Genomic DNA, 24,717 nt, shown 5'->3' with positions numbered 1-24,717 from the left:
GCTCACAGAGTGCGGGCGATTTCCTTGATCTCGAAGACTTCCAGCATGTCGCCTTCTTTGATGTCGTTGTAGTTGCGCAGCTTGATACCGCACTCGAAGCCTTCCTTGACTTCCTTAACGTCATCCTTCATGCGACGCAGGGACTCAATCTCACCCGTGTAGATAACCACGTTGTCGCGCAGCAGACGGAAGTGCGAACCGCGGGTGACATGACCTTGAGTGATGTACGAACCTGCAATTGTGCCGATCTTCGTGGCCACGAACACGGTACGGATTTCAGCCATACCAATGATCTCTTCACGCTTCTCGGGAGCCAGCATGCCGGACATCGCAGCCTTCACTTCATCTACAGCGTCGTAAATGATGTTGTAGTAGCGAAGATCCACGCCATTGCCTTCGGCTGTTTTACGAGCCTGGGCATCTGCACGCACGTTGAAGCCGATGATGATGGCCTTGGAAGCCAGCGCCAGGTTGACGTCGGATTCGGAGATACCACCCACGCCGGAGTACACCAGCTGGACCTTGATTTCGTCGGTCGAAAGCTTGAGCAGCGATGCTGCCAGTGCTTCCTGCGAGCCTTGCATGTCGGCCTTGATGATGATGGGCAGTGTCTGCACATCGCCAGCAGTCATTTCGGCGAACATGTTTTCCAGCTTGGCGGCTTGTTGCTTGGCCAGCTTGGTATGACGGAACTTGCCAGCACGGTAAGTGGCGATTTCACGGGCACGACGTTCGTCGCTCAGCACCATGAAGTCATCACCAGCCATAGGCACTTCGTTCAGGCCCTGGATTTCCACAGGAATGGAAGGACCCGCCGCCTTGGTTTGCTTGCCGTCTTCATCCAGCATGGCGCGAACGCGGCCGTAGGTCTGGCCAGCCAGCACCACATCGCCCACCTTCAGCGTACCGGACTGCACCAGCACCGTGGCCACGGTACCGCGGCCCTTGTCCAGCTGAGCTTCGATCACGATACCCTTGGCAGCTGCATCCACAGGTGCCTTGAGTTCCAGTACTTCGGCCTGCAGCAGCACTTGCTCCAGCAGCTCGTCGATGCCTTGACCAGTCTTGGAGGACACTGCGATGAACGGAGAATCACCACCGTATTCTTCTGGCAACACCTCTTCAACCACCAGTTCTTGCTTGACGCGATCGGGGTTGGCATCGGGCTTGTCAGCCTTGGTGATGGCCACAACGATAGGAACACCCGCAGCCTTGGCATGCTTGATAGCTTCCTTGGTCTGAGGCATCACGCCGTCGTCGGCAGCCGCGACCAGAATCACGATATCGGTCGACTTGGCGCCGCGAGCACGCATGGCCGTGAAGGCCTCGTGACCGGGGGTATCCAGGAAGGTAACGATGCCGCGAGGCGTCTTCACGTGGTAAGCACCAATGTGCTGGGTAATACCACCGGCTTCGCCCGACGCAACCTTGGTGCGACGAATGTAGTCCAGCAGCGAAGTCTTGCCGTGGTCCACGTGGCCCATGACGGTCACTACAGGAGCGCGAGACAGCAACTCGGCTTCTTGATTGGACACTTCTTCGGTCGTGAAGACTTCCAGATCATCCAGCGCTGCCACCTTGGCGGTGTGACCCATTTCTTCCACCACGATCATGGCGGTGTCTTGATCCAGAGGCTGGTTGATGGTGACCATCTGGCCCATCTTCATCAGAACCTTGATCAGCTCAGATGCCTTGATGGCCATCTTGTGTGCCAGTTCGGCCACAGTGATGGTCTCGGGCACCGAGATTTCAAGCTGACGGAACTCAGGAGCCTGTTGCTGCTGGTGCTGTTCGTTACGATCACTACCGCGACGACCGCCACGAGGACCACCGCGCCAGTTGGAACGGCCCACTCCACCCGAGCTGTCGCCACGGGTTTTGATTTCCTTCTTCTTGCCTGCGTCGTTAGACCAGCTTGAAGACAGCTTTGCGGACTTGACTTCCTTGCCTGGACGGGCAGCGCTGTTAGCGCCAGCACCGGCAGTACCTGCGGGCTTGGCACCATCCTTGGCAACAGGCTTCTTGGCATCCGCAGCAGCCGGAGCAACCTTCTTAGGCTCTTCCGGCTTCTTGGCGACCAGCACTTTCTTGGGCGCAGCCATCATGGCGCGAATAGCTTCAGCTTCTGCCAGAGCCTTGCGACGGCGCTCGTCCAGATCCTTGGCACGAGAAGCTTCTTCGTCAGCCTTGGCCTTGGATTCAGCTTCTGCCTTGACTCGGGCTTCAACCTGCGCAGCTGCACGAGCAGCAGCACCGGCCACATGTCCGCGCTTTTCTTCTTCCTTTGCCGCCTTGGCTTCAGCTACTTTGGCTGCTTCGGCTGCTGCATAAGCAACAGCGCGTTCCTCGGCTTCACGCTCACGGCGCTCGCGCTCTTCGCGCTCTAGACGTTCCTTGGCCAATTCTTCTTCCTGGTGACTCAACTGCTCAACCTCGCGGCGAGCGTCTTCTTCACGGCGCACCAACTCTTGAGTAGCAGCACGCACCTGCACGGCCTTGGCCATGCTTTCCGCATTGGCCTGAACCTCTGCGGGTGTATCTTCACGCTTCACAAAAGTGCGCTTCTTGCGCACTTCCACTTGAATCGTACGAGCGCGACCCGAGGAATCCGCCTGCTTGATTTCGCTGGTGGATTTCTTCGTTAGCGTAATTTTTTTGGCTCCGCTGCCATGGCTAACCTGGAGGTGGCTCAGCAAACGCTGCTTGTCACCCTCGGTCAACACATCAGCCGCATTCGCCTTATCAACCCCGGCTGCCTTGAGCTGCTGCAGCAAGGAATCAGGGGTCGTGTTGCGCTCTTCCGCAAATTCTGCAACCGTATTACTCGACATAAATGCTCTGAACCTCCCTGACCTTACTCTTGCCCATCGGTAAACCAGTGCTCACGCGCCTTCATGATCAAAGCCTTGGCTTCTTCAGCGGTCTGACCAGTAATTTCGGTCAGCTCGTCGATTGCCAGATCGGCCAGTTCATCACGGGTGTGCACATCAGCTTGCGCCAGCTTGTCCAGCAGTTCGGACGTAATACCGTCCAGGGACAGCAGATCCTCAGATGCCTTGCTCACATTTTCTTCGCGAGCGATTTCTTGACTCAGCAGTGCATCTTTAGCGCGGCTACGCAGCTCGTTTACCGTCTCTTCGTCGAAGGATTCAATTTCGAGCATTTCCTGCAGAGGCACATAGGCCACTTCTTCCAGAGTCTCGAAACCTTCTTCGATCAGGATGTTGGCGATTTCCTCGTCGACATCCAGCTTCTCCATGAACAGCTTGCGCGAGCCAGCTGACTCGTCAGCCTGCTTTTGAGCAGACTCGACAGCGTCCATGATGTTGATTTTCCAGCCAGTCAGCTCGGAGGCCAGACGCACGTTCTGACCGCCACGACCGATGGCGATGGCAAGATTTTCTTCATCCACCACCACGTCCATGGCATGCTTTTCCTCATCCACCACGATGGAAGAGACATTGGCAGGAGCCAGGGCGCCGATCACGAACTGGGCGGGGTCTTCAGACCACAGCACGATATCCACGCGTTCGCCAGCCAATTCATTGGTCACGGCATTCACACGGGTACCACGAACGCCCACGCAGGTGCCGATAGGGTCCACGCGCTTGTCATGGCTCAGCACGGCAATTTTCGCACGGCTGCCAGGATCACGAGCGCAGCTCTTGATTTCCAGCAAACCTTGCTCGATTTCGGGGACTTCATTGCGGAACAGTTCCACCATGAATTCAGGGGCAGAGCGCGACAGGATGATGGGAGCACCGCGCAGGGTGGCATCCACTTCCATGATCATGGCTCGCACACGGTCACCGTTGCGCAGATTTTCCTTGGGGATCATCTCGCCGCGCTTGAGGCGGCCTTCCACGCGACCGGATTCGACAATGATGTCGCCCTTGTCCATGCGCTTGACAGTGCCTGTGAAAATCTTGTCGCCACGAGCCAAGAACTCGTTGAGCAGCATTTCACGCTCGGCGTCACGGATTTTTTGCAGAATGACCTGCTTGGCCGCCATGGCACCAATACGGCCAATCGGCACAGACTCAATCTGCTCTTCGATGAACTCACCGACTTCAATACCGGGGACGCGGTCTTCCGCATCCATCAGCATTTCTTCGGCTTCCGGGTTTTGCAGACCGGCATCGTCAGCCACCACCACCCAGCGGCGGAAGGTGTCGTAGTCGCCGCTTTCGCGATCGATGGACACGCGGATGTCTACTTCACCTTGGTACAGCTTCTTGGTGGCTTGTGCCAGTGCGGATTCCACGGCACCAAAAACCAGATCGCGCTCAACGTTCTTCTCGCGCGAAATGGCTTCAACCAACATCAACAGTTCGCGATTCATGCGACGACTCTCCTATTTCAATCACACAAAGAGGAAATTGCTTACAGCCTCTTTGCCCCAAAAAATTCAACGCTCCAGCCGTCTTATTAGGACTTGGCGGCGCGCCCTTTGAAATTCACAATCGGTGCCAGACGCACGTCACGCAGCTCATCCAGCGTGAAGCCCATCACGTTCATCGGTGCAGGCTCACGCTTTTTGCTAACGCGCACGCCCGGCTTGGGAGGGGGCTCATCACTCCAGACGAGCTGCCAGCCACCTTCTTCAGAACGCTCCAGCGTGCCACGAAATTTCTTGCGGTTTGCATTGATCTTTTCACCGCCAGCCGCCCCAATGGGTGCCTTGAGCGTCAAGTCCACTTCAGAGCCTTCAAAACGGATGAAGTCCTGCTCATGGCGCAATAAACGATCAATTCCTGGAGATGAAACCTCCAGACGGGCGTAATCCGCGCCATCGACTTCCAGTGCGAACTGGAGCTGACGCGTGACCTTTTCGCAGTCTTCCACTGTCACGAACTGATCGGGCAGCTCAGGCGCACCGTCCTCCGGCGCCTGCCAAGGCAAATCAATCGTGATGCGCAGCAAGCCACCTGCTGTGCGTTCAATTTCGACCAAGTCATAACCTAGACCTGTCACGGTTTGTTCAACGATTTGCTGTAGTGCCACGTGTATTCAGTTCAATCCCGAAAAAATTCGTCAAATCATGGACTTAGCTCTGCTTCAAACAGACCCCGCCATGAATTGCCCAAAAAAAACGGGCGGTATGTACCCGCCCGTTTGGTCGTGAAGCCGTAATTGTAGCCGCAAACCATTGTTTTCGCACAAACTAGCTCGCATAAAACAGCTGTCAGCGCAAGACTTCCTGCAAGTCATCAGCGCGTAACAAGCGCTGCAGTAAATCTTGCGCCTCCTGCACATCGGCAGGTCTAGCTGCTGCATCCTGCGGCAGCGACTGCAACATGCGAGCCAGCACGCCCGTTTGAGGCAGCACAGGCCCTAGAAACTTGGCCTGACTTCCCTGCCCTACCAGAATCGACGGAAAAGTCTCTATCTCCAGATCACCGGCCACATCGTCGCGGTCTTCGACGTCGAGCCAGACAAAGCGCATTTGCGGAAACTGAGCGGCCAGCGCCTCAAAGGACTGCTGGTATTGCTTGCAGGTACCGCACCAGGCGGCACAGAGACAGACCACCAGCCATTCATCGGCTTTTGTATTTTTTTGTGTCATTTCAACAAACTCTGGGCCAGCATTGGCTCACCCCTTTAATCAGTCACCGTAATGGTAGCGGCTTATCAATCACTTGATCGCCGTATCAGGCATCGCTGCGGCCTTGAAGCATGCTTACTCTTGAATCCATTGCGTTCAGCCCCTATGATTTTTAACAACGGATAAATGGCGCACTGCCCAAATCTTGGCTTTGCGCCCATTCGATCTTTCTTTAGAGGACTGGTGACTCCATGGATTACAAGGACTATTACAAGATACTTGGCGTGGATAAAAAAGCCTCCGCCGACGAAATCAAAAAAGCCTACCGAAAACTCGCACGTAAATATCACCCCGACATCAGCAAAGAAAAAGATGCAGCTGTGCGCATGGCCGAAGTGAACGAAGCCAATACCGTGCTCTCGGACGCCGAGAAACGCGCCGCTTATGACGCCATGGGAGACGAGATGCACTTTGCTCAAAACTCAAGAGCACAAGGCAGCGGCGGTTTTCGCCCACCACCCAACTGGGATCAGCAAGACTTTCATTTCAGCAGCGAGTCTGATCCAGCCAGCGACGCCGATTTCAGCGACTTTTTTTCGCAAATGTTCGGCCAAGCTGCACGCACCCGACGCCATCAAAGCCAGCAAGGCACCCGCAGCACGCCCGATCTGCGCGGGCAGGATCAGCACGCCAGCATCGAACTGGATTTACAGGACAGCTACAGCGGCGCCGTTCGTTCCCTGCACCTGAGGACTACCGTGCTTGACGAGCAAGGCATACCCACCATCAAGGACAAGGAGCTTCAGGTCAGCATTCCCAAGGGGGTCCGTGAAGGTCAGATGATTCGGCTGGCCCGCCAAGGCAACCCTGGCCTGGGCAAGGGTGAGCCCGGGGATTTGTTGCTGGAAGTGCATTTTCGCAACGACCCGCGCTGGTGGTCGGAAGGCAAGGATGTCTATCAGCGCGTGCCACTAGCACCTTGGGAGGCCGAGCTGGGCGGCCCCATCCCCTTCAAAACCTTAGCCGGAGAACTGGAGGTCACCGTGCCGGCCGGATATCGCTCTGGGCGCAAGCTGCGCATCAAAGGCAAGGGGCTACCAGCGGCCACTCCCGGTGATCTCTATCTGGTGCTGGAAGTGGTGTTCCCACCCGCCGTAACGCCTGCACAAAAACAGGCCTATGCGGACTTCGCCAAAGCTTTCCCGCTGTTTGATGCGCGCAGCCTGAATTGAAAGGTTTCTCATGAACACCTCACTTACGCCTTTCTCTGAGCCTGCAGAACTGCTGGACCAGACCATGCTGAGCCTGCATGAACTGGCCCGCCACTGCCGCACCAGCCCGCAATGGGTGATTGAGCATGTGCAGACCGGCATCATCGGCTATGACAACGACGGCAGCACCGCCGCAATCAGCCATGAGCAGTGGCGTTTCAGCAGCCAGTCGCTGGTGCGGGCGCGCCGCATTGCACAGCTGGAGCACAGCTTTGAGGCAGACCCGCAGCTCGCAGCGATGACCGCCGACCTGATCGAAGAAGTGCAATGGTTGCGCCGCAAACTGCTCCATCTGCAGCGCTAAACTGCAGCGCCATAAAACAAAAAGCCCTCGCACGTAAGTGACGAGGGCTTTTCTGCAGGGCCACGCAAGCGCAGCCTGCTGCAGCAATTAACCGTGGCGCTTGCCAGCTTGCTTCTTGCTGCGAGTGTGCGAACCACGCTCCAGGCTCACGCGCTGACCACGGCCTGGTGTAGGCAGTGTCACGCCGTTAGGCGCTTGGGGACGAGGAGTGGCCTTGCGGTCTGCTTCGGTAACGATCTTATTGCCCATGTCGAATTCTCAATTGGTCGGTTGAAAAACGCTAATTAGGCCACAGCCAGAGAATTCGCGCCAAATAAATACAAATTTTCGAGTACAGATTCAATGTTTTTCAACTCTGACGCCGTATGTGAAACGAAAAATCCTCCTAAATTTCAAGCATTTAGCGCCACAACCATTACCCAAAAAGCGTTGCCTGCTACTAATTTTATAGAGCCAGTACTGGCTGAACCTCGCCCGCAGCCTCTACCAATTTACGGGTATAGGCCTCTTGCGGCGCCAGCAACACTTGCTGTACCGCGCCCTGCTCCACAATCTGGCCGTCCTTCATCACCAGCACATCATGGGCCATGGCGCGAATCACATCCACGTCGTGAGTGATGAGCAAATAGGCCAGCCCGCGCTCTTTTTGCAACCGCTGCAGCAGCGCCAGCACCTGCTGCTGAATGGTCACATCAAGCGCGCTGGTAGGCTCGTCAAGCACCAGCACCTCGGGCTCCATGATGAGCGCCCGCGAAATAGCCAGCCGCTGCCGCTGCCCGCCCGAGAACTCATGCGGATAGCGCTGCAGCAAGCCGGGGAACTGCGCGTCGCTCATTCCCACCTCGGCCAGCATCTGCACTACACGCTCGCGGCGCTGGTCGGCGCTCAACTCCGGGGCGTGGATTTGCAGGCCTTCGCCCACGATTTCCTCCACCGTCATGCGTGGCGACAGCGAGGAAAACGGGTCTTGAAACACCACCTGAATTTTGCGGCGCAAAGCCAGATTAGCCGTGCTGTTGCGAATGGTCGGTGGCTGCCATTGCTGGCCCGCCACCTGCAGCTCGCCCCCATGGGGAAGCAGCCCCAGCACGGCCTGCGCCAGCGTGGATTTGCCTGAACCCGACTCGCCAATCACCCCCAGAGTTCGAGCGGGTTTGAGTGCCATATCCGCACCCTTGACCGCAACAAACGCCCCTTTCTTGAACCAGCCACGAATACCGGGCAGCGGCGTCGCATAGCTCACCTGCAGCGACTTGGCCTGTACCACAGCTAGAGCATCAGAAGGCACCGGCCCATCATTCACATCGCGCACGGGCTTGCTAGCCAGCAGCTTGCGGGTATAGGCATGCTGGGGGTTTTGCATGACAGCGGCCACAGCGCCCTGCTCGACCAGCACGCCTTTTTCCATCACCGCCACCCGATCGGCAAAGCGGCGCACCAAATTCAGGTCATGCGTAATCATCAGCACGGCCATGCCGGTCTGGCGCTGCAGATCAGCCAGCAGATCCAGAATCTGGCCACGCAGCGTCACATCCAGCGCCGTGGTGGGCTCATCGGCCAATAACAAGCGTGGGCGGCTAGCCAGCGCCATGGCAATCATGGCGCGCTGGCGTTGGCCGCCGCTGAGCTGGTGCGGAAAGCTTTGCGCACGGCGCTCTGGCTCTGGAATGCCGGTGGTGGCCAGCAGCTCTATCGCCTGCTTTTGCGCCTGCGCCTTGCTCAACGCCTGTTTGAGCTGCAGCACCTCGGCCACTTGGTCGCCCACCGTCATCAGCGGGTTCAGCGCCGTCATGGGCTCCTGAAAAATCATGGCGATATCACCACCGCGCACGGCCTGCATCTCTCGCTCTGAAAGACGTAGCAGGTCGCGCCCGCCCAGAAAGGCTTGCCCGCTTAATTGAGCATCACCCACCAGTCGCAGCAAAGACAGCGCTGTGACGGACTTGCCCGAGCCCGATTCACCCACCAGTGCAAGCTTTTCACCGGCTGCCATTTCAAAACTCACGCCCTGCACCACGGGCTTGCCCGCAAAAGACACACCCAGGTCGCGCACCGAAAGCAGCTTGCCTGTCGTATTCACCTTAAATTCTTCTCGGCTCATGGCTTGCCTCCCGCACTTTTGACCGCAGCGCTGCGCGCCTGCTTGCGCGGGTCCAGTGCATCGCGCAGGGCATCGCCCATAAAAGTCAGCAGCAGCAAGCTGATGACCAGCACCGCAAAGGTGGACAGCGAAATCCACCATGCATCAATATTGTTTTTTCCCTGACTCAGCAACTCACCCAGGCTGGGCGTGCCGGGCGGGACACCCAGCCCCAGAAAGTCCAGCGATGTCAGCGCAAGAATGGCGCCGCTCATGCGAAACGGCAGAAAGGTGATCACCGGCGTCATGCTGTTGGGCAGGATGTGGCGAAAGATGATGGAGCGGTTGCTGGCACCCAGCGCCTGCGCAGACTTTACGTAATCCAGCTGACGGTTGCGGAAAAATTCGGCACGCACATAGTCGGCCAGTCCCATCCAGCCAAACAGGCTGAGCAAAACCAGCAGCAGCGACACGCTGGGCGCAAACAGCGCGCTGAAGATGATGAGCAGGTACAACTCGGGCATGGAGCCCCAGATTTCTGTAAAACGCTGAAAGGCCAGATCCGTCTTGCCGCCAAAAAAACCCTGCACTGCCCCGGCCAGCACGCCCAGTAGTACACCCACCACCGTCAGCGCCAGCCCGAACAGCACGCTGACGCGAAAGCCGTAAATGAGCTGCGCCAGCAGATCGCGCCCCCGGTCGTCCGTGCCCAGCCAGTTATCGGCCGATGGGGCCGATGGGTTGGGCTGCTTGGCAAAGTAGTTGATAGTGGCCTTGCCATAGCGGTTGACGGGGAAAATAGCCCAGTTGCTGCCCTCGCTCAGCTTTTGCTGAATAAAGGGATCGAGATAGTCAGTCGGCGTATGAAAGTCGCCGCCAAAGGTGGTCTCGGGGTAGTCATTGAGCAGCGGCAGATAGGTCTGCCCTTCATAGCGCACGAGGAGAGGCTTGTCGTTGGAGAGCACCTCCGCAAACAAGCTAAGCACGAGCAGCACGGCAAAAATCACCAGACTGACAAAGCCCAGACGGTTGGATTTAAAGCGCCGCCAGGCTCTGCGCCCCGGTGACTCGGACTGGACAGCAGGTGCTGGCAACACGGTTTTCACTCCTGCGTTCATAGCTGCTTGCGCTTGTGCCATCTGGGCTTGAGGTTCATTTTTCATGAAATCAGTCAAACTTGACGCGGGGATCAACCCAGACATAGCAAAGATCGCTGATGAGCTTGGTCACCAGCCCGATCAGGGTGAACAGGTACAGCGTGCCCAGCACCACGGGAAAGTCGCGACGAATCACGCTTTCGTAGCTGAGCAGGCCCAGCCCGTCGAGCGAGAACAAGGTCTCAATCAGCAGCGCCCCGGCGAAGAAGGCACCAATAAAGGCAGACGGAAAGCCGGTGACGATGGGAATCAGCGCATTGCGAAACACATGTTTGTAGAGCACCTGCCGCTCGCTCAAACCTTTGGCGCGCGCCGTCAGCACATATTGCTTGCGGATTTCTTCCAGAAAAGAGTTCTTGGTCAGCATGGCCGTGACGGCAAAACTGCCCGCCACCATAGCCGTGACTGGCAGCGCGATATGCCAGAGGTAATCCACCACCTTGCCTAGGGTGCTGAGTTCATCAAAGTTCGATGAGGTCAGCCCCCTCAGCGGGAACCATTGCAGCTGACCGCCAAAAACCACCAGCAGGGCCACGCCCAGCACAAAGCCAGGGATGGCATAGCCCACCAAGATCAGCACCGTGGTGGCCAGGTCAAAGCGCGAGCCGGCGCGCACGGCCTTGGCAATACCCAGCGGCACGGCGACCAGATAGCTGATAAAAAACGTCCACAAGCCCAGGCTGATGGAGACAGGCAGTTTTTCCTTGACCAAGGCCCAGACGCTTTTGTTCTGAAAGAAGCTGGTACCCAGATCAAAGCGCGCAAACTGGCCCAGCATCTGCACAAAGCGCTCTACGGGTGGTTTGTCAAAGCCATACAGAGCCTTGATTTCTTCAAGCCGCTTGGGGTCCACCCCTTGCCCGCCGCGGTAGCTCATGGATGCGCCTTCAACCCCGCGACCCGCGCCGGCCTTGGCTTCTGCCAGATATTGCTCTACGGGGCCACCGGGCACAAACTGAATGACGATGAAGGTCAGCAGCAGCACACCCAGCAGCGTGGGGATCATCAACAAGATGCGTTTGAGAATATAGGCAAACATGGCGTCGTCAGATCAGTGCTTGATGGGGCGGAAGGCGCGGTCTGCGCTGGCTGCTTAGCCCAGGCGGCATAGACCACCCACAACTCTCCCGGCGAATAAGGCGGAATCTTCCCCGGCAAGGCCAGTCTCCAGTCGTCATACACCATGCGGTGCTTGCCAGAGAAATACTGCGGAATCAGGTAATGGCCGTGCACGATGATGCGCTCCAGCGCGTGGCAGGCTGGCAGCATCTGCTGCTCGGACTTGGCCGACGCCATCCGAGCGATGATGGTGTCAACCGCCTTGCTTTTCAGGCCCACATAGTTCGATCCACCCTCGACATCGGCGGCGGCGCTGCCGAACAGCTCCGCATATTCCTGCCCCGGGTTGTGCGTGCCGGGCACGTTCAGCGTCACGATGTCGAAGTCGTATTTGTCCATGCGCTGCTGATAGAGGGCGTAGTCCACATTACGCACCTTGAGCGTGATGCCCAGCTTTTCCAGATTGCGCATCCAGCTGCTCACAATCTTGACGCTGCTTTCGCCGCTATCCAGGTACTCGATCTCCATAGGCTCGCCAGCAGCGTTGCGCAGTGCTCCGTCCTTGACGTTCCAGCCGGCGTCGGCCAGTAGCTTCTGCGCGCGGCGCAGGTTTCCACGCAAGCCGTCGCCAGTATCGGTGCGCGGCGGCTCGGCCATGGGACCCAAGGTGTCAGGCGGCAAACTGGCCTTGTAAGGCAGCAGCAGCGCCAGCTCTTGCTCAGTCGGCTCACCCGTGGTTTCGCAGGCCGTGTTGCCAAACAGGCCATGCACGCGCTGGTAGGCGCCGTAGAACATCTGGCGGTTCATCCACTCATAGTCGTAGGCCAGACCCAGCGCTTCGCGCACGCGCACATCCTTGAGCTGATCGCGCCGTGTATTCAGGAAAAAACTCTGAAAACCCGAGGGCAGCTTGTTCTCAAACTCCCCCTTGACCAGTTCGCCCGAGTTAAAGCGCTTGCCCGTCAACCGCCGCGCCCAGTCGCCTGCGCTGTTGATGCGCATCAGGTCAAACTCGCCCGCCTTCAGAGCCTCCAGCCGTGCCGTTCCATCTTTGTAGATCTTGATGGTGATGCGGTCAAAGTTGGCCTGCCCCACACGCACTGGCAGTGCAGCGCCCCAGTAAGCGGGGTCACGCACATAGGTAATGTCTTTGCCAAACTTAACCGGGCCGATCTTGTAGGGGCCACTGCCAATGGGTATATCCGTCACCACTTGATCAAAAGGCTTGGGCTTGCCATTCGCATCCAGCCCCCAGTCGCGGCTGAACACCGGCAGGGCAGCGCCCACGGTCAGCGGAAGATCGCGGTTGGGCTTTTTGAAGCGAAAGCGCACCGTACGCTCATTCAGCACATCGCAGCCCTCCACCTCGGCAAACAAGGTCTTGTAGCCGGGCGAGGCGTATTTGCTCAACAGCATCTCGTAGCTGTGCTTGACATCCTGCGCCAGCACAGGCTTGCCGTTGTGAAAGCGCGCCTGCTTGCGCAGCCTGAAAGTGGCAGACAGGCCATCGGCGGCCACCTCCACATCTTCAGCCAGCAGGCCGTAGCCCGTGGCGGTTTCATCGAGGCTGGGGCTAAGCAGGGTCTCCAGCAGCATGTCCCCCACGTAGGCGGGCGGCGAGCCTTTGATGGTGAAGGGGTTGTACTTATCAAAGGTGGAGTAACGCAGATTACTCACCATGCGCAACTCGCCGCCCTTGGGGGCTGCGGGGTTCACATAATCAAAGTGTTTGAAGTCCGCCGCATACCGCGGCGCGCCCCATAGTGCATAGGCATGTGCGGCCAGAGCTGGCGTGGCAACTTGGCTGCAGGCAATCAGGGCTGAACAAATCATCCAATGGCGCATGCGACAATTCTGCCCTACCCCGACTGATTCGCACCCAGTTCGAGCGGATACGTTTTCAAAGATGGCGCGTCTGCCACAGATGCAGCCATCCTCTCTTTCAATTTTCTCTGGAGATCAACAATGGGTTTTCTCGCCGGTAAAAAGCTGCTGATCACGGGCGTTCTGTCCAACCGTTCCATCGCCTACGGCATCGCCAAGGCCTGCCACGCACAAGGCGCAGAGCTGGCATTCAGCTATGTAGGCGAACGCTTCAAGGACCGTATCACCGAGTTCGCAGCCGACTTTGACTCCAAGCTGGTCTTTGACTGCGACGTGGGCAGCGACGAGCAAATCGACAAGATGTTTGCCGACCTGGGCGCTGTCTGGGGCAAGTTCGACGGTTTCGTGCACTCCATCGGTTTTGCACCCCGCGAAGCCATTGCAGGCAACTTCCTCGATGGTCTGTCACGCGAATCTTTCAAAATCGCGCACGACATCAGCGCCTACAGCTTCCCCGCAATGGCCAAGGCCGCCATGCCGTTCCTGAACGACAAGTCTTCGCTGCTGACCCTGTCGTACCTGGGTGCCCTGCGCTCCATCCCCAACTACAACACCATGGGCCTGGCCAAGGCATCGCTGGAAGCCTCCGTGCGCTACCTGGCAGAAGCCGTGGGCCGCACCGAAGACGGCCGCGCCATCCGCGCCAACGGCATCTCGGCCGGCCCTATCAAGACCTTGGCCGCCTCGGGCATCAAGGACTTTGGCAAGCTGCTCGGCCGCGTGGCCGATGCATCGCCCCTGCGCCGCAACGTGACCATTGAAGACGTGGGCAATGTCGCCGCCTTCCTGCTGTCCGATCTGGCATCTGGCGTGACCGCTGAAATCACCTATGTGGACGGCGGTTTCAGCCAGACGGCTGGCCTGTCTTCCGATCAGGTCTAAGCCCCCAAAGCTGACGCTTCAAAGCCCCGCAGGTTGCAAAGCCTGCGGGGCTTTGTGCTTGGCACATGTACTTTTCGTTGGAGTTTTCGCAACGCGCAGACGAGATCTTCGCCCTCGCCCTACAAGCAGCAGCGGGCGCAGCCGCTATGGTTTCAAGGTATTTCCACCACTACTTTAAGAGGATTGCCATGCCATATCGCTTTCTGCTTCTCGCCCTCTCCACCGCGGCACTGGCTGCCTGCAGCACCCCCGCACCCCAGCCCGCACAGGCCATTGCCAAGCTTCAGCCCACCTCGGGCAGCAAAGTCAGCGGTGATGTGAAGTTCACCCAAAAAGAAGGCCAGCAGGTCATGATCAGTGCCGTGATTTATGGTCTCAAGCCCAATTCGGAGCACGGCTTTCACATCCACGACAAGGGCGATTGCGGTGACAACGGCAATGCCGCAGCGGGTCACTTCAATCCCATGGGCAACCCGCATGGCAAATATGACACCACCCAGCACCATATGGGCGACCTGCCCAGCCTGAAGGCCGACTCCAACGGCGTCGCCAGCGTCAATGTGCAGTCGCGTGACATCACCTTGCTGGCCGGCCCCGGGAATGTCATTGACCGCGCCGTCATCGTCCACGCCCAGCCCGATGACTACACCACCCAGCCCACAGGCAATGCCGGCGCACGCATTGCCTGTGCCGTGATCGCGCGCAACTGAGGCCGCTAACTCTCGAAAAGCCGCTGCCGCCGTGCGGCGGCTTTTTTATACCCAATCGGCCTCAACCGCTTTCGCAGAAAGAACAAACAGCTATTCTTTTGATATCAAAGCGGACATCTCATCGACAGCCGGCACCCACCGCCCTGGCATGGGTTGCCCACCCACCAGGAGATCGCCATGCCTGTTTTGCCGTCCGCTCTGTGGCCCCAGTCACTGAACTGGCTTTGGCGTTGCCTTCTTTGTGCCTGCCTTTTTCTGAGTTTACCGGTACTCGCTCAATCGGCAGCACAGCCGCCACCGCTGATGCTGGCCCATATCTGGCGCAGCAACCTGCCATTGCAGGACTACTGGGTCAGCGAAAAGCTGGACGGCGTGCGCGGTTACTGGAATGGGCGTCAGCTCATCAGCCGTGGCGGGCAGGTGATCACAGCGCCAAGCTGGTTTACCCAAGGCTGGCCTGCCACGCCAATGGATGGCGAGCTCTGGGCCGGGCACGGCCATTTCTCTCATGCCCAGGCCACCACGGCACAGATCCAGCCCAGCGATACGGCATGGCGGCGCATGCAGTTCATGGTGTTTGACCTGCCTGCCGCCCCTGGCAGCTTTGACCAACGCCTGCCGCAGCTCAAGCAGACCGTGGACAAAATCAAGCAGCCCTGGGTGCAAATAGTGGCCCAGCAAAAATTGAGTAGCGAAGCGCAACTGCAGGCCTTGCTGAATCAAGTCGTCAAAGATGGCGGCGAAGGTCTGATGCTGCACAAAGGCAGCGCGCCCTATCGCAGTGGTCGCAGCGATGATCTGCTCAAGCTCAAACCGTTTGACGATGCCGAAGCCAAAGTCATTGGCTACAAGCCCGGGCGCGGCCAATGGCTGGGCATGACCGGGGCACTTATCGTGCAAAGCCCGCAGGGGCTGCAGTTTGCGCTGGGCACGGGACTGAGTGCCGAGCAGCGCAAAAACCCGCCGCCGCTGGGAAGCTGGGTCACCTACCGCTATCAGGGACTGCATGAAAAAAGCGGCCTGCCGCGCTTTGCACGCTTTATGCGAGTACGCGACGAACCTGGCTTTCAGCCTGAAGCGATCACGCCATAAATTCATAGCTGCTCGCGCTTGCTAGTAAAGCGGTACAGCCATTTTTACTGAGAACCGCTAACACGCCCCAGTCAACCGAAGCTTGACGGTAGGGACGATGCGCGAAGCCACAGGCAATACAACAGGTAGGGCCAGGCTTCGCGCCGACATATCAAGAATTTTTTTAGAGGGCCTTGACCCTCAAACCAGCTGTGCCCCCAGCTCTCGCGCCGCCTGCAGCACGTTTTTGACGTAATGCTCCTCATAACGGTGCGCAGGCATGGTCAGCGTCAAGGCTGCGGCCAGCTCCCCGCTCTGGCGGAACACAGGGGCAGAGATGCCGGCAATCTCGCTGTGCCTGTCACCCACCAAGGCCTCGTAGCCATCGGCCCGCACCCGCGCATAGTGGTTGCGGTTTTTCTTCTGCCAGTCGCCCAGCTCCGGATCAAAAGCCACCAGCACCCGCCCGCCTGCACCCTTGTCCAGCGGCAGCAAATCACCCGCGCGCGCATGGTCACGCACGGGGTGTGGTGAATCCACGCGGTACAGGCAGAGCCGCTCGCGCCCTTGGCGCACATGGTAGGCGGCGCTCTCGCCCGTGGCCTGCACCAGTGCTTTGAGCACCGGCATGACCACGCTGTCCAGCGAAAAATTCTGCGCATACACCCTGTGCAAGCGCGCCACGGCCGCCCCCACCGCATAGCGCCCATCGTCCAGCCTGGTGATCCAGCCACCGTGCTCCAGTGATGCCAGCAGGCGCAGCACCGTGCTTTTGTACATGCGCGTGCGTTCGGCCAACTGGGACAGGCTCAAGCCGTCATCGCGATCACCAAAAGCCGCCAGCAGGCTCAAGGCCCGGTCAACTGCGGCCACGCCACCGGGTGCCGCGTTTTCATCGGCAAGGGATTCAGTTTGAGATTTACGCGGCATGAAAACTCCAACCCTGCCGCTTGACAGGACATCAAGACGCAGGGCAATATTTCAACAGAGAGAACTTTATTCTATTAGATAGAACTCATTACAACACTGCCTTTGCTGCAAAGCAAGCATTGAATTCAGGTCAGGCACCCCATGTCATCCCCATCTCGTTTCGACGTCTTGATCAGTGAAGTCGGTCCCCGTGACGGTCTGCAATCGATTTCCACCACCATGAGCACCGCCCACAAATGCGCATGGATTGACGGCCTGGTTGCCTCAGGTGTGCAGGAGATCGAGGTCGGCTCCTTTGTCTCGCCCAAACTCTTGCCGCAAATGGCCGATGCTGCGCAAATCGTCACCCATGCCATCCAGCACAGCGGCGTCACCGTCATGGCTCTGGTGCCCAATATCAAGGGCGCAGAAGCGGCCATGCGCGCTGGCGTGCACAAGATCACCTTGCCCGTGTCGGCCAGCCCCGCGCATTCCATGGCCAATGTGCGCAAGACACACCAGCAGATGGTGGAGGAAGTGCGTGCCATTGCCCAATTACGTGACGACCTTGCGCCGCAGGTGCATATCGAGGCGGGCATCTCCACCGCTTTTGGCTGCACTCTGCAAGGTCTGGTCCCTGAAGATGATGTGATTGCGCTGTCCGTGGCCTGCGTGGCGGCGGGCGCGAATGAATCGGGCCTGTCTGACACCACGGGCATGGCGAACCCGGCTCAGGTCAAGCGCCTGTTCACGCGGCTGCGCAGCGAACTCGGTGATCACGCAGGTGCTGCGCATATGCACAACACGCGTGGACTGGGTCTGGCCAATTGCCTGGCTGCCTATGAAGCCGGTGTGCGCACCTTTGATGCATCGCAGGCCGGCCTGGGCGGCTGCCCTTACGCACCCGGCGCATCCGGAAATGTGGTGACAGAAGATCTGGTCTTTATGTTCGAAGCCATGGGCATACGTACCGGTATTGATATTGAGCGACTGCTTGCTGCGCGAAATGCGCTGGCCGCTGGTCTGCCGGGCGAGGCGCTTTACGGCATGCTGCCACCTGCAGGCCTGCCCAAAGGCTTTGTACCTCATCCGTATTCCACGCACTGACCCCCACAACAACAAACGAGACGCACATGCACTCCTCCAGCAATCCCCCAAGCCCCGCCAGCTCCCTGCCCTACGCCGGCATTCGCGTGGTCGAATTCACCCACATGGTCATGGGCCCCAGCTGCGGCCTGATGCTGGCTGACATGGGCGCCGAAGTCATCAAGGTTGAGCCCGTGGGTCATGGCCGCAATGGTGACGCCACGCGCAAGCTGCTGGGCTCAGGCTCCGGTTTCTTCCCGCTATTCAACCGCAACAAGAAAAGCCTGACCCTGGATTTGCAGACCCCCGAAGGCAAGGAAGCCGCCCTCAAACTGATTGCCACCGCCGATGTGGTGACCGAGAACTTCAAGCCCGGCACCATGCAAAAGCTGGGGCTGGACTATGAAAGCCTCAAAGCGCAGTTTCCCCGCCTGATCTATGTGAGCCACAAAGGTTTTCTGCCCGGCCCTTACGAGCACCGCACGGCACTCGATGAAGTCGTGCAAATGATGGGCGGACTGGCCTATATGACGGGTCGCACCGGCGATCCGCTGCGCGCAGGCACCAGCGTCAACGACATCATGGGCGGCATGTTTGGCGCCATGGGGGCCATGGCGGCCTTGGCTCAGCGTGAGAAAACCGGCAAAGGCCAGGAGGTGCAAAGCGCACTATTCGAGAACAATGTGTTCCTGATTGCCCAGCACATGATGCAGTATGCCGTCACCGGCAAGCCCGCTGCGCCCATGCCGGCACGCATCTCAGCCTGGGCCATTTACGACGTGTTCGAAGTCAAGGACGGCGAGCAGATCTTTCTGGCCGTGGTCAGCGACGGCGCGTGGCGCGAGTTCTGCAATGCCTTTGACCTGGGCGAGCTGCACGGTGATCCTCGCCTGGGCAGCAACAACGACCGCGTTCAGGCCCGCAGCTGGCTAATGCCGCTGCTGCGCGAAAAAATGTCGGCCTACAGCGGCGCACATATTGCCCAGGTCTTCGAGGAAAAAGGCCTGCCTTTTGCCCCCATTGTTCGCCCCCACGATCTGCTGGACGACCCGCACCTGAACGCCACGGGCGCACTGGCACCCATCCAGCTACCCGATGGCCGCGAGAGCAAAACCGTGCTGCTGCCGCTGACCCTGGACGGCAAACACCTGGAGGTGCGCCTGTCACCACCCAAGCTGGGAGAGCACAGCCTGGAGATTCTGACCGCCCTGGGCTATAGCCCAGAACAAGCCCGCACCCTGGCACAAGGTCAGGCCGCCTGAGCCAACACCGGCCATGAAAAGCCGGTAGCTGACGCTCCCGCGTCACTGAACACCGCGCGAACCTATCGCGCTACCCCAATCCAACCCTGGAGCAGGACGCTTGCCGTGCCTGCAGGGATGGCTATTACCCAAAATTTCTACATCTCAGGAGACAAGACCATGAAGCACCAGCCCTTATTTCACCCCACCAAACCTGGCATCAGCCGCCGCAAGGCACTTGCTGCCACGGCCTTGATGGCCATGACCGCAGGCTCCGCACTGGCTCAGCCTGCGCCATGGCCTGCCAAAGCACTTCGCATGGTCGTTCCCTTTACCCCGGGTGGTGGCACCGATGCGGTGGCCCGCCTGATCAGCGAGCGCGTGAGCACCGCCAACCATTGGACGATGGTGGTGGAGAACAAGCCCGGCGCGGGCGGCAATATCGGCCTGGACACGGTGGCCAAGGCAGCGCCCGACGGCTATACCTTCGGCCTAGGCCAGACGGCCAACCTGGCCATCAACCCTGCCCTGCTGCCCAGCATGCCCTTCAACCCCAAGACGGATCTACTGCCTGTCGCCCTGGTCGCGGCCCAGCCCGTGGTGTTGGTCGTGCCCGCCGATTCACCATGGAAATCCATCCAGGATTTAATCAAAGCCGCCAAAGCCGAGCCCGGCAATATCAAGCAAGGCCTGGCTTCCACCGGCACCGTGGGCCATCTGGCGGGCGAAATGCTGTCCTTCAAGGCCGGCATCAAGGTGCTCAATATTCCCTACAAAGGCGCAGCGCCTGCCATCACGGACTTGCTGGGCAAGCAAACGCATTACATGTTCGGGACGCCGCAAGCGGTCTACCCCATGCTCAAGGGCAAACGCCTGCGTGCGCTGGCCGTCAGCTCGGCCAAACGCCTGACCATATTGCCCGAAGTACCCACCGTGGCCGAATCCGGCTTTCCCGGATTTGAAGCCGTGGACTGGAAGCTGATCGTCGCCCCCAAGAACACGAATGCCGAGATTGCCAAAAAGCTCAATACTGCGGTCAACAAGGCCTTGCAGGATCCTGCGGTGCTCAAACAGCTGCAGGACGAAGGCAGCACCCCCCTGGGTGGCAGCATGCAGGACGCCGCGAACTATCTGCAAAAAGAACAAAACAGCTGGGCAACGCTGATTCGAGACGCCAAGATTCAGCTGGAATAAGCGCTTTTCACTCATGAATCCATAGCTTCTTGCGACTGCTTCCATTGGGCTTCAAAGCTTTTAGGTACTGAAACCCATTGATCACATGCGCTAGCTGCTATCCTTTTTGATAGAGCAACACCGAAGCCACGCACCGAGCAGACAAGAAAAAAGCCCGAAGCTTTGAAACTTCGGGCTTGATCTGCTGTGCCGACCGCAAGCGGCCAGCGTGCTTACTTGCTGGGCTTTTTGACTGCAGCTTTGACGGCGGGCTTGGCTGTCGATTTAGCGGCAGGCTTGGCTGCAACTTTCACCGCGGTTTTAGCTGGCGTCTTGACTGGTGCTTTGGCTGGCGCTTTGGCGGCCGGCTTTGCAGCGACTTTCTTGGCTGCAGGCTTTTTCGCCGCTACAACCTTCTTCACAGGCTCGGGGTGAACGCTGGACTCCGCCACGCAGTCGGCGTAGTAGCGCACTTCGCCGTCTTCACCTTCCAGCTCGACCAGACCGTGAATATCGGTCTCAAAGCCAGGGGCCATCTTCGCGAATTCGCGGGCGAACAAAAGATAGTCCACGATCTTCTTGTTGAAGACTTCACCAGGAATCAACAGCGGAATGCCCGGTGGGTATGGCGTGACCAGACCCACGGTGGTGCGGCCTACCAGATTGTCGATTTCCACACGCTCGGTCTTGCGCTGGGCAATGTGGGCGTAGGCGTCCGAGGGCTTCATCGTGGGCTTGAGGTCCGACAGATACATCTCGGTCGTCAGGCGCGCAATGTCGTACTTGGCGTACAGCTCGTGCACGTGCTGGCACAAGTCCTTCAGGCCCATGCGCTCGTAACGGCGGTGCTGCTGAATAAACTCGGGCAGGATGCGTGCCAGCGGCTGGTTGCGGTCGTAGTCGTCCTTGAACTGCTGCAGCGCCGTCAGCATGGTGTTCCAGCGGCCCTTGGTGATGCCGATGGTGAACATGATGAAGAACGAATACAGGCCGGTCTTCTCAACCACCACGCCGTGCTCAGCCAGATACTTGGTAACGATGGACGCAGGAATGCCCGTGTCATCAAAATCGCCGTCCAGATCCAGACCCGGTGTGACGATGGTGGACTTGATGGGGTCCAGCATGTTGAAGCCGTCAGCCAGATCGCCAAAGCCGTGCCAGTTGTCAAACTCTTTGCCGCTCTTCTTGGCCTTGGTCTTGGTCGATGCGTGCTTGCCGCGGATGATCCAGTCCTGGGCCAGGCCCACGCCTTCTTCGGCCAGAGCCTCGGGACCCCAGACCTCAAACCACCAGTCGTCGTCGCCAAACTCGTCTTCCACCTTGCGCATGGCGCGGCGGAAGTTCAGCGCTTCCAGAATCGACTCTTCCACTAGCGCCGTGCCGCCGGGCGGCTCCATCATGGCGGCAGCCACGTCGCAGCTGGCAATGATGCTGTACTGGGGGCTGGTCGAGGTGTGCATCAGGTACGCCTCGTTGAACAGCGGGTGATCCAGCTTTTCGGTCTGCGAATCCTGCACCAGCACATGCGATGCCTGGCTGATACCAGCCAGCAGCTTGTGGATGGACTGGGTGGCATAGACCACCGAGTGCACCGGGCGCTTGCGCTTCTTGCCCATGGCGTGGTAGCTGCCATAGAAGGGGTGGAAAGCCGCGTGAGGCAACCATGCCTCGTCAAAGTGCAGGTTGGCCACATAGCCGTCCAGCATGCTCTTGATGGTTTCGGTGTTGTAGAGAACGCCGTCGTAAGTGGACTGCGTCAGCGTCAGCACACGGGGTTTGACGGTCTTGGCATCCACACCCTTGAGCAACGGGTTGGCTGCAATCTTGGCCTGAATGGACTCGATCGAGAACTCGCTTTGCGGGATGGGGCCGATGATGCCGAAATGGTTGCGCGTGGGCTTGAGGAACACCGGAATCGCACCCGTCATGATGATGGAGTGCAGGATGGACTTGTGGCAGTTGCGGTCCACCACCACCACGTCGCCCGGGGCCACAGTGTGGTGCCAGACGATCTTGTTGGACGTCGATGTGCCGTTGGTCACAAAGTAGCAGTGATCGGCATTGAAGATGCGCGCAGCGTTGCGCTCGGACTCGCCGATGGCACCGTTGTGGTCCAGCAGCTGGCCCAGCTCTTCCACGGCATTGCAGACGTCGGCACGCAGCATGTTTTCACCGTAGAACTGGTGGTACATCTGGCCCACAGGGCTCTTCAAAAACGCCACGCCGCCCGAGTGACCGGGGCAGTGCCAGCTGTAGGAGCCGTCTTCGGCGTAGTCCAGCAGCGCTTTGAAGAACGGGGGTTGCACGCCTTCCAGGTAGCCCTTGGCTTCGCGGATGATGTGCTTGGCCACGAACTCAGGGGTGTCCTCGAACATGTGAATGAAGCCGTGCAGCTCACGCAGAATGTCGTTGGGCAGGTGGCGACTGGTCTTGGTCTCACCGTAGATGTAGATGGGCACATCTTCATTCTTGCGACGCACTTCACCGATGAAGCTGCGCAGGCTGTGAATGATGGGATCTTTGTCGCCGCCGAGCTGGAATTCCTCGTCGTCAATCGACAAAATAAAGGCACTGGCGCGGCTTTGCTGCTGAGCGAACTGCGAGAGATCTCCGTAGCTGGTCACACCCAGAACTTCAAAGCCCTCTTCTTCAATAGCTTGAGCAAGGGCGCGAATGCCCAGTCCCGAGGTGTTCTCGGAACGGTAGTCTTCGTCGATGATGACAATGGGAAAGCGAAACTTCATGGACAGCCTCCGTACCAATCAGGCCTAAAAAACGAAACAGCCGCGAAGTGTAAGGAATATCCTTATTGCGGCTTTGAAACAGGCTGTTTTTAACCCAGAATGTGGTGCACTAAATACAAGCCACAAACAGGAGCTCAGGTATGGATCATTCCACCGCGTGGTGGTTGCTTGCAGGTTTACTAGTCATTGCAGAGCTTTTGACCGGTACTTTTTACCTCCTCATGCTGGCCCTGGGTGCCATGGTCGGCGCGCTATGTGCCCACTTTGGTCAGGGCACCAGCACCCAGATTGTGGCTGCAGCACTGCTGGGCGCTGGCGCCGTCTTCGTCTGCTATCTGCTGCGCAAGCGCAGTCCACGCAGACAGCCCGCCTCCAGCAATCGTGATGTCAACATGGATGTGGGTGAAACCGTGGTCGTAGAACAGTGGAACTCCGACGGCACGGCACAGGTTCGCTACCGCGGTGCCACCTGGACCGTGATCTGCCGCACGGGCGCACTGACCATGCCCGGCCCGCACCGCGTGGCCGAAGTGGTGGGCAACCGCCTTCTTGTTGACAAAGTCTGAGCCCCAATCAGCACATTTCTCAGCCCCGGCATGGCTATGCTGAGGGCTGAAAATTTCACCCTCTTCTTCACATCAACGCCCCCACAAGGGCTGGAGACAATATGGATTACGCAGTTCCTCTCGCCATCGCCATCATTGCCGTCATCTTTATCGTGCGTTCGATCAAGGTCGTGCCCCAGCAGCATGCATGGGTCAAAGAGCGTCTGGGCAAGTACGCAGGCACCCTCACCCCCGGTCTGAATTTTCTGATCCCCTTTGTCGACCGCGTAGCGTACAAGCACAGCCTGAAGGAAATCCCGCTGGATGTGCCCAGCCAAGTCTGTATTACGCGCGACAACACGCAGCTGACCGTGGATGGCATTCTGTACTTCCAGGTCACAGACCCCATGCGCGCCAGCTACGGTTCGTCCAACTACATCATGGCCGTGACCCAGCTGGCCCAAACCTCGCTGCGCAGTGTGATCGGCAAGCTGGAACTGGATAAGACCTTTGAAGAGCGCGACATGATCAACGCTCAGGTCGTCAACGCTATTGACGAAGCTGCGCTGAACTGGGGCGTCAAGGTGCTGCGTTATGAAATCAAGGACCTGACACCGCCCGCTGAAATTCTGCGCGCCATGCAAGCGCAGATCACCGCCGAGCGTGAAAAGCGCGCCCTGATCGCGGCCTCCGAAGGCCGCCGCCAGGAACAGATCAACATCGCCACCGGCGAGCGTGAAGCCTTCATCGCCCGCTCTGAGGGTGAAAAGCAGGCCGCCATCAACAAAGCCCAAGGCGAAGCCTCTGCGATTACGACCGTGGCCGAAGCGACCGGTCAGGCTCTGGAACGCGTGGCAACGGCCATTCGCCAGCCAGGCGGTGAACAGGCCGTTCAGCTCAAGGTCGCAGAAAGCGCTGTGGAAGCCTATAGCAAGGTGGCCGCTGACTCCAATACCACGCTGGTCATCCCTGCCAACATGACCGAGGTTTCTGGCCTGATCACTTCCGCCATGAAGATGATGCAAGTGGGCAAGAGCGTCTGATCACACACCTTGA

The 24,717-nt window shown here is 58.7% G+C and carries 21 protein-coding genes; 10 read left to right on the top strand and 11 right to left on the bottom strand.

Going from position 1 to position 24,717, the window contains the following annotated elements; genetic code table 11:
• Nucleotides 1-2: 2 nt before the first annotated feature.
• The 4 genes from infB to HF327_RS17115 all read right to left on the bottom strand — a co-directional run bounded on the left by infB (nucleotide 3) and on the right by HF327_RS17115 (nucleotide 5,566).
• Nucleotides 3-2,831, bottom strand: a complete 2,829-nt coding sequence (gene infB, locus HF327_RS17130; protein ID WP_198461550.1) for a translation initiation factor IF-2 — start codon at nucleotides 2,829-2,831, stop codon at nucleotides 3-5.
• A 23-nt stretch (nucleotides 2,832-2,854) separates the two neighbouring features.
• Complete coding sequence (gene nusA, locus HF327_RS17125; RefSeq protein ID WP_198461549.1) at nucleotides 2,855-4,342, bottom strand: transcription termination factor NusA; 1,488 nt, start codon at nucleotides 4,340-4,342, stop codon at nucleotides 2,855-2,857.
• Nucleotides 4,343-4,428: 86 nt separating this feature from the next.
• Nucleotides 4,429-5,004: a ribosome maturation factor RimP gene (gene rimP / locus HF327_RS17120; RefSeq protein ID WP_198461548.1), complete on the bottom strand. Its 576-nt coding sequence runs from the start codon at nucleotides 5,002-5,004 to the stop codon at nucleotides 4,429-4,431.
• A gap of 181 nt (nucleotides 5,005-5,185) precedes the next feature.
• Nucleotides 5,186-5,566: a thioredoxin family protein gene (locus HF327_RS17115; protein WP_198461547.1), complete on the bottom strand. Its 381-nt coding sequence runs from the start codon at nucleotides 5,564-5,566 to the stop codon at nucleotides 5,186-5,188.
• A gap of 230 nt (nucleotides 5,567-5,796) precedes the next feature.
• Between HF327_RS17115 and HF327_RS17110 the strand changes: the two genes are divergently transcribed.
• The gene (locus tag HF327_RS17110) at nucleotides 5,797-6,777 is read left to right on the top strand and encodes a DnaJ C-terminal domain-containing protein (RefSeq protein ID WP_198461546.1); all 981 of its coding nucleotides are present in this window, start codon (nucleotides 5,797-5,799) and stop codon (nucleotides 6,775-6,777) included.
• A gap of 10 nt (nucleotides 6,778-6,787) precedes the next feature.
• Nucleotides 6,788-7,120 (top strand): chaperone modulator CbpM, encoded by a 333-nt coding sequence (locus HF327_RS17105; protein ID WP_198461545.1) that lies wholly within the window; start codon nucleotides 6,788-6,790, stop codon nucleotides 7,118-7,120.
• An 87-nt stretch (nucleotides 7,121-7,207) separates the two neighbouring features.
• Here HF327_RS17105 and HF327_RS17100 read toward each other — a convergent pair whose 3' ends face one another.
• From HF327_RS17100 to HF327_RS17080, 5 genes are all read right to left on the bottom strand, one after another.
• A complete protein-coding gene (locus HF327_RS17100) occupies nucleotides 7,208-7,369 on the bottom strand; it encodes a hypothetical protein (protein WP_196354051.1) in 162 nt (53 codons plus the stop codon).
• A gap of 196 nt (nucleotides 7,370-7,565) precedes the next feature.
• Nucleotides 7,566-9,221, bottom strand: coding sequence for an ABC transporter ATP-binding protein (locus HF327_RS17095; protein WP_198461544.1), 1,656 nt, complete (start codon nucleotides 9,219-9,221; stop codon nucleotides 7,566-7,568).
• Entirely contained in the window at nucleotides 9,218-10,318 is a 1,101-nt protein-coding gene (locus tag HF327_RS17090) for an ABC transporter permease (RefSeq protein ID WP_198461573.1), read from the bottom strand. Before HF327_RS17090 ends, HF327_RS17095 begins: the two co-directional genes overlap by 4 nt.
• 49 nt (nucleotides 10,319-10,367) lie before the next feature.
• A complete protein-coding gene (locus HF327_RS17085; protein ID WP_198461543.1) occupies nucleotides 10,368-11,396 on the bottom strand; it encodes a microcin C ABC transporter permease YejB in 1,029 nt (342 codons plus the stop codon).
• Nucleotides 11,363-13,261, bottom strand: coding sequence for an extracellular solute-binding protein (locus HF327_RS17080; RefSeq protein WP_198461542.1), 1,899 nt, complete (start codon nucleotides 13,259-13,261; stop codon nucleotides 11,363-11,365). The genes HF327_RS17085 and HF327_RS17080 overlap by 34 nt, the downstream gene beginning before the upstream one ends.
• Nucleotides 13,262-13,381: 120 nt before the next feature.
• Here HF327_RS17080 and fabI point away from each other — a divergent pair, with 120 nt between their 5' ends.
• The 3 genes from fabI (at nucleotide 13,382) to HF327_RS17065 (ending at nucleotide 15,984) form a co-directional block, all read left to right on the top strand.
• Nucleotides 13,382-14,182 (top strand): enoyl-ACP reductase FabI, encoded by an 801-nt coding sequence (fabI, locus tag HF327_RS17075; RefSeq protein ID WP_198461541.1) that lies wholly within the window; start codon nucleotides 13,382-13,384, stop codon nucleotides 14,180-14,182.
• Between the two features lie 188 nt (nucleotides 14,183-14,370).
• Nucleotides 14,371-14,892 (top strand): superoxide dismutase family protein, encoded by a 522-nt coding sequence (locus HF327_RS17070; protein WP_198461540.1) that lies wholly within the window; start codon nucleotides 14,371-14,373, stop codon nucleotides 14,890-14,892.
• Between the two features lie 177 nt (nucleotides 14,893-15,069).
• Nucleotides 15,070-15,984: a DNA ligase gene (locus HF327_RS17065; protein ID WP_198461539.1), complete on the top strand. Its 915-nt coding sequence runs from the start codon at nucleotides 15,070-15,072 to the stop codon at nucleotides 15,982-15,984.
• A gap of 180 nt (nucleotides 15,985-16,164) precedes the next feature.
• Here the strand turns inward: HF327_RS17065 and HF327_RS17060 are convergent, their stop codons facing one another.
• Nucleotides 16,165-16,893 (bottom strand): IclR family transcriptional regulator, encoded by a 729-nt coding sequence (locus tag HF327_RS17060; protein WP_198461538.1) that lies wholly within the window; start codon nucleotides 16,891-16,893, stop codon nucleotides 16,165-16,167.
• Nucleotides 16,894-17,034: 141 nt separating this feature from the next.
• Here HF327_RS17060 and HF327_RS17055 point away from each other — a divergent pair, with 141 nt between their 5' ends.
• The 3 genes from HF327_RS17055 to HF327_RS17045 all read left to right on the top strand — a co-directional run bounded on the left by HF327_RS17055 (nucleotide 17,035) and on the right by HF327_RS17045 (nucleotide 20,393).
• Nucleotides 17,035-17,979 (top strand): hydroxymethylglutaryl-CoA lyase, encoded by a 945-nt coding sequence (locus HF327_RS17055; protein WP_198461537.1) that lies wholly within the window; start codon nucleotides 17,035-17,037, stop codon nucleotides 17,977-17,979.
• Between the two features lie 26 nt (nucleotides 17,980-18,005).
• The gene (locus tag HF327_RS17050; RefSeq protein ID WP_198461536.1) at nucleotides 18,006-19,220 is read left to right on the top strand and encodes a CaiB/BaiF CoA transferase family protein; all 1,215 of its coding nucleotides are present in this window, start codon (nucleotides 18,006-18,008) and stop codon (nucleotides 19,218-19,220) included.
• 234 nt (nucleotides 19,221-19,454) lie between these two features.
• Entirely contained in the window at nucleotides 19,455-20,393 is a 939-nt protein-coding gene (locus tag HF327_RS17045) for a Bug family tripartite tricarboxylate transporter substrate binding protein (RefSeq protein WP_236024254.1), read from the top strand.
• Between the two features lie 212 nt (nucleotides 20,394-20,605).
• Here the strand turns inward: HF327_RS17045 and HF327_RS17040 are convergent, their stop codons facing one another.
• Nucleotides 20,606-23,116: an arginine/lysine/ornithine decarboxylase gene (locus HF327_RS17040; protein WP_198461534.1), complete on the bottom strand. Its 2,511-nt coding sequence runs from the start codon at nucleotides 23,114-23,116 to the stop codon at nucleotides 20,606-20,608.
• Nucleotides 23,117-23,256: 140 nt separating this feature from the next.
• On the opposite strand from HF327_RS17040, the gene HF327_RS17035 reads away from it, so the two are divergent.
• Nucleotides 23,257-23,682 (top strand): NfeD family protein, encoded by a 426-nt coding sequence (locus tag HF327_RS17035; protein WP_198461533.1) that lies wholly within the window; start codon nucleotides 23,257-23,259, stop codon nucleotides 23,680-23,682.
• A 101-nt stretch (nucleotides 23,683-23,783) separates the two neighbouring features.
• Nucleotides 23,784-24,704 carry an SPFH domain-containing protein gene (locus HF327_RS17030; RefSeq protein ID WP_099736544.1) on the top strand — a complete coding sequence of 307 codons (921 nt, stop codon included), beginning with the start codon at nucleotides 23,784-23,786 and terminating at the stop codon, nucleotides 24,702-24,704.
• Nucleotides 24,705-24,717: the final 13 nt, after the last annotated feature.

Origin of the sequence: Comamonas suwonensis (genome assembly GCF_012844455.2) — a bacterium.
Classification (GTDB): Bacteria; Pseudomonadota; Gammaproteobacteria; order Burkholderiales; family Burkholderiaceae_C; genus Comamonas; species Comamonas suwonensis.
The sequence above is the reverse complement of the archived record's forward strand: the minus strand, read 5'-3'. Positions and strand labels throughout refer to the sequence as shown.

What these genes read in the sequence shown, in the direction of transcription:
- HF327_RS17055 (WP_198461537.1), top strand. Translation starts at nt 17,035, where the DNA reads ATGTCATCCCCATCTCGTTTCGACGTCTTGATCAGTGAAGTCGGTCCC.
- HF327_RS17030 (WP_099736544.1), top strand. Translation starts at nt 23,784, where the DNA reads ATGGATTACGCAGTTCCTCTCGCCATCGCCATCATTGCCGTCATCTTT.
- HF327_RS17050 (WP_198461536.1), top strand. Translation starts at nt 18,006, where the DNA reads ATGCACTCCTCCAGCAATCCCCCAAGCCCCGCCAGCTCCCTGCCCTAC.
- HF327_RS17040 (WP_198461534.1), bottom strand. Translation starts at nt 23,116, where the DNA reads ATGAAGTTTCGCTTTCCCATTGTCATCATCGACGAAGACTACCGTTCC.
- HF327_RS17080 (WP_198461542.1), bottom strand. Translation starts at nt 13,261, where the DNA reads ATGCGCCATTGGATGATTTGTTCAGCCCTGATTGCCTGCAGCCAAGTT.
- HF327_RS17105 (WP_198461545.1), top strand. Translation starts at nt 6,788, where the DNA reads ATGAACACCTCACTTACGCCTTTCTCTGAGCCTGCAGAACTGCTGGAC.
- infB (WP_198461550.1), bottom strand. Translation starts at nt 2,831, where the DNA reads ATGTCGAGTAATACGGTTGCAGAATTTGCGGAAGAGCGCAACACGACC.
- HF327_RS17115 (WP_198461547.1), bottom strand. Translation starts at nt 5,566, where the DNA reads ATGACACAAAAAAATACAAAAGCCGATGAATGGCTGGTGGTCTGTCTC.
- HF327_RS17035 (WP_198461533.1), top strand. Translation starts at nt 23,257, where the DNA reads ATGGATCATTCCACCGCGTGGTGGTTGCTTGCAGGTTTACTAGTCATT.
- HF327_RS17060 (WP_198461538.1), bottom strand. Translation starts at nt 16,893, where the DNA reads ATGCCGCGTAAATCTCAAACTGAATCCCTTGCCGATGAAAACGCGGCA.
- HF327_RS17095 (WP_198461544.1), bottom strand. Translation starts at nt 9,221, where the DNA reads ATGAGCCGAGAAGAATTTAAGGTGAATACGACAGGCAAGCTGCTTTCG.
- HF327_RS17100 (WP_196354051.1), bottom strand. Translation starts at nt 7,369, where the DNA reads ATGGGCAATAAGATCGTTACCGAAGCAGACCGCAAGGCCACTCCTCGT.
- HF327_RS17090 (WP_198461573.1), bottom strand. Translation starts at nt 10,318, where the DNA reads ATGAACGCAGGAGTGAAAACCGTGTTGCCAGCACCTGCTGTCCAGTCC.
- nusA (WP_198461549.1), bottom strand. Translation starts at nt 4,342, where the DNA reads ATGAATCGCGAACTGTTGATGTTGGTTGAAGCCATTTCGCGCGAGAAG.
- HF327_RS17110 (WP_198461546.1), top strand. Translation starts at nt 5,797, where the DNA reads ATGGATTACAAGGACTATTACAAGATACTTGGCGTGGATAAAAAAGCC.
- HF327_RS17070 (WP_198461540.1), top strand. Translation starts at nt 14,371, where the DNA reads ATGCCATATCGCTTTCTGCTTCTCGCCCTCTCCACCGCGGCACTGGCT.
- fabI (WP_198461541.1), top strand. Translation starts at nt 13,382, where the DNA reads ATGGGTTTTCTCGCCGGTAAAAAGCTGCTGATCACGGGCGTTCTGTCC.
- HF327_RS17065 (WP_198461539.1), top strand. Translation starts at nt 15,070, where the DNA reads ATGCCTGTTTTGCCGTCCGCTCTGTGGCCCCAGTCACTGAACTGGCTT.
- HF327_RS17085 (WP_198461543.1), bottom strand. Translation starts at nt 11,396, where the DNA reads ATGTTTGCCTATATTCTCAAACGCATCTTGTTGATGATCCCCACGCTG.
- HF327_RS17045 (WP_236024254.1), top strand. Translation starts at nt 19,455, where the DNA reads ATGGCCATGACCGCAGGCTCCGCACTGGCTCAGCCTGCGCCATGGCCT.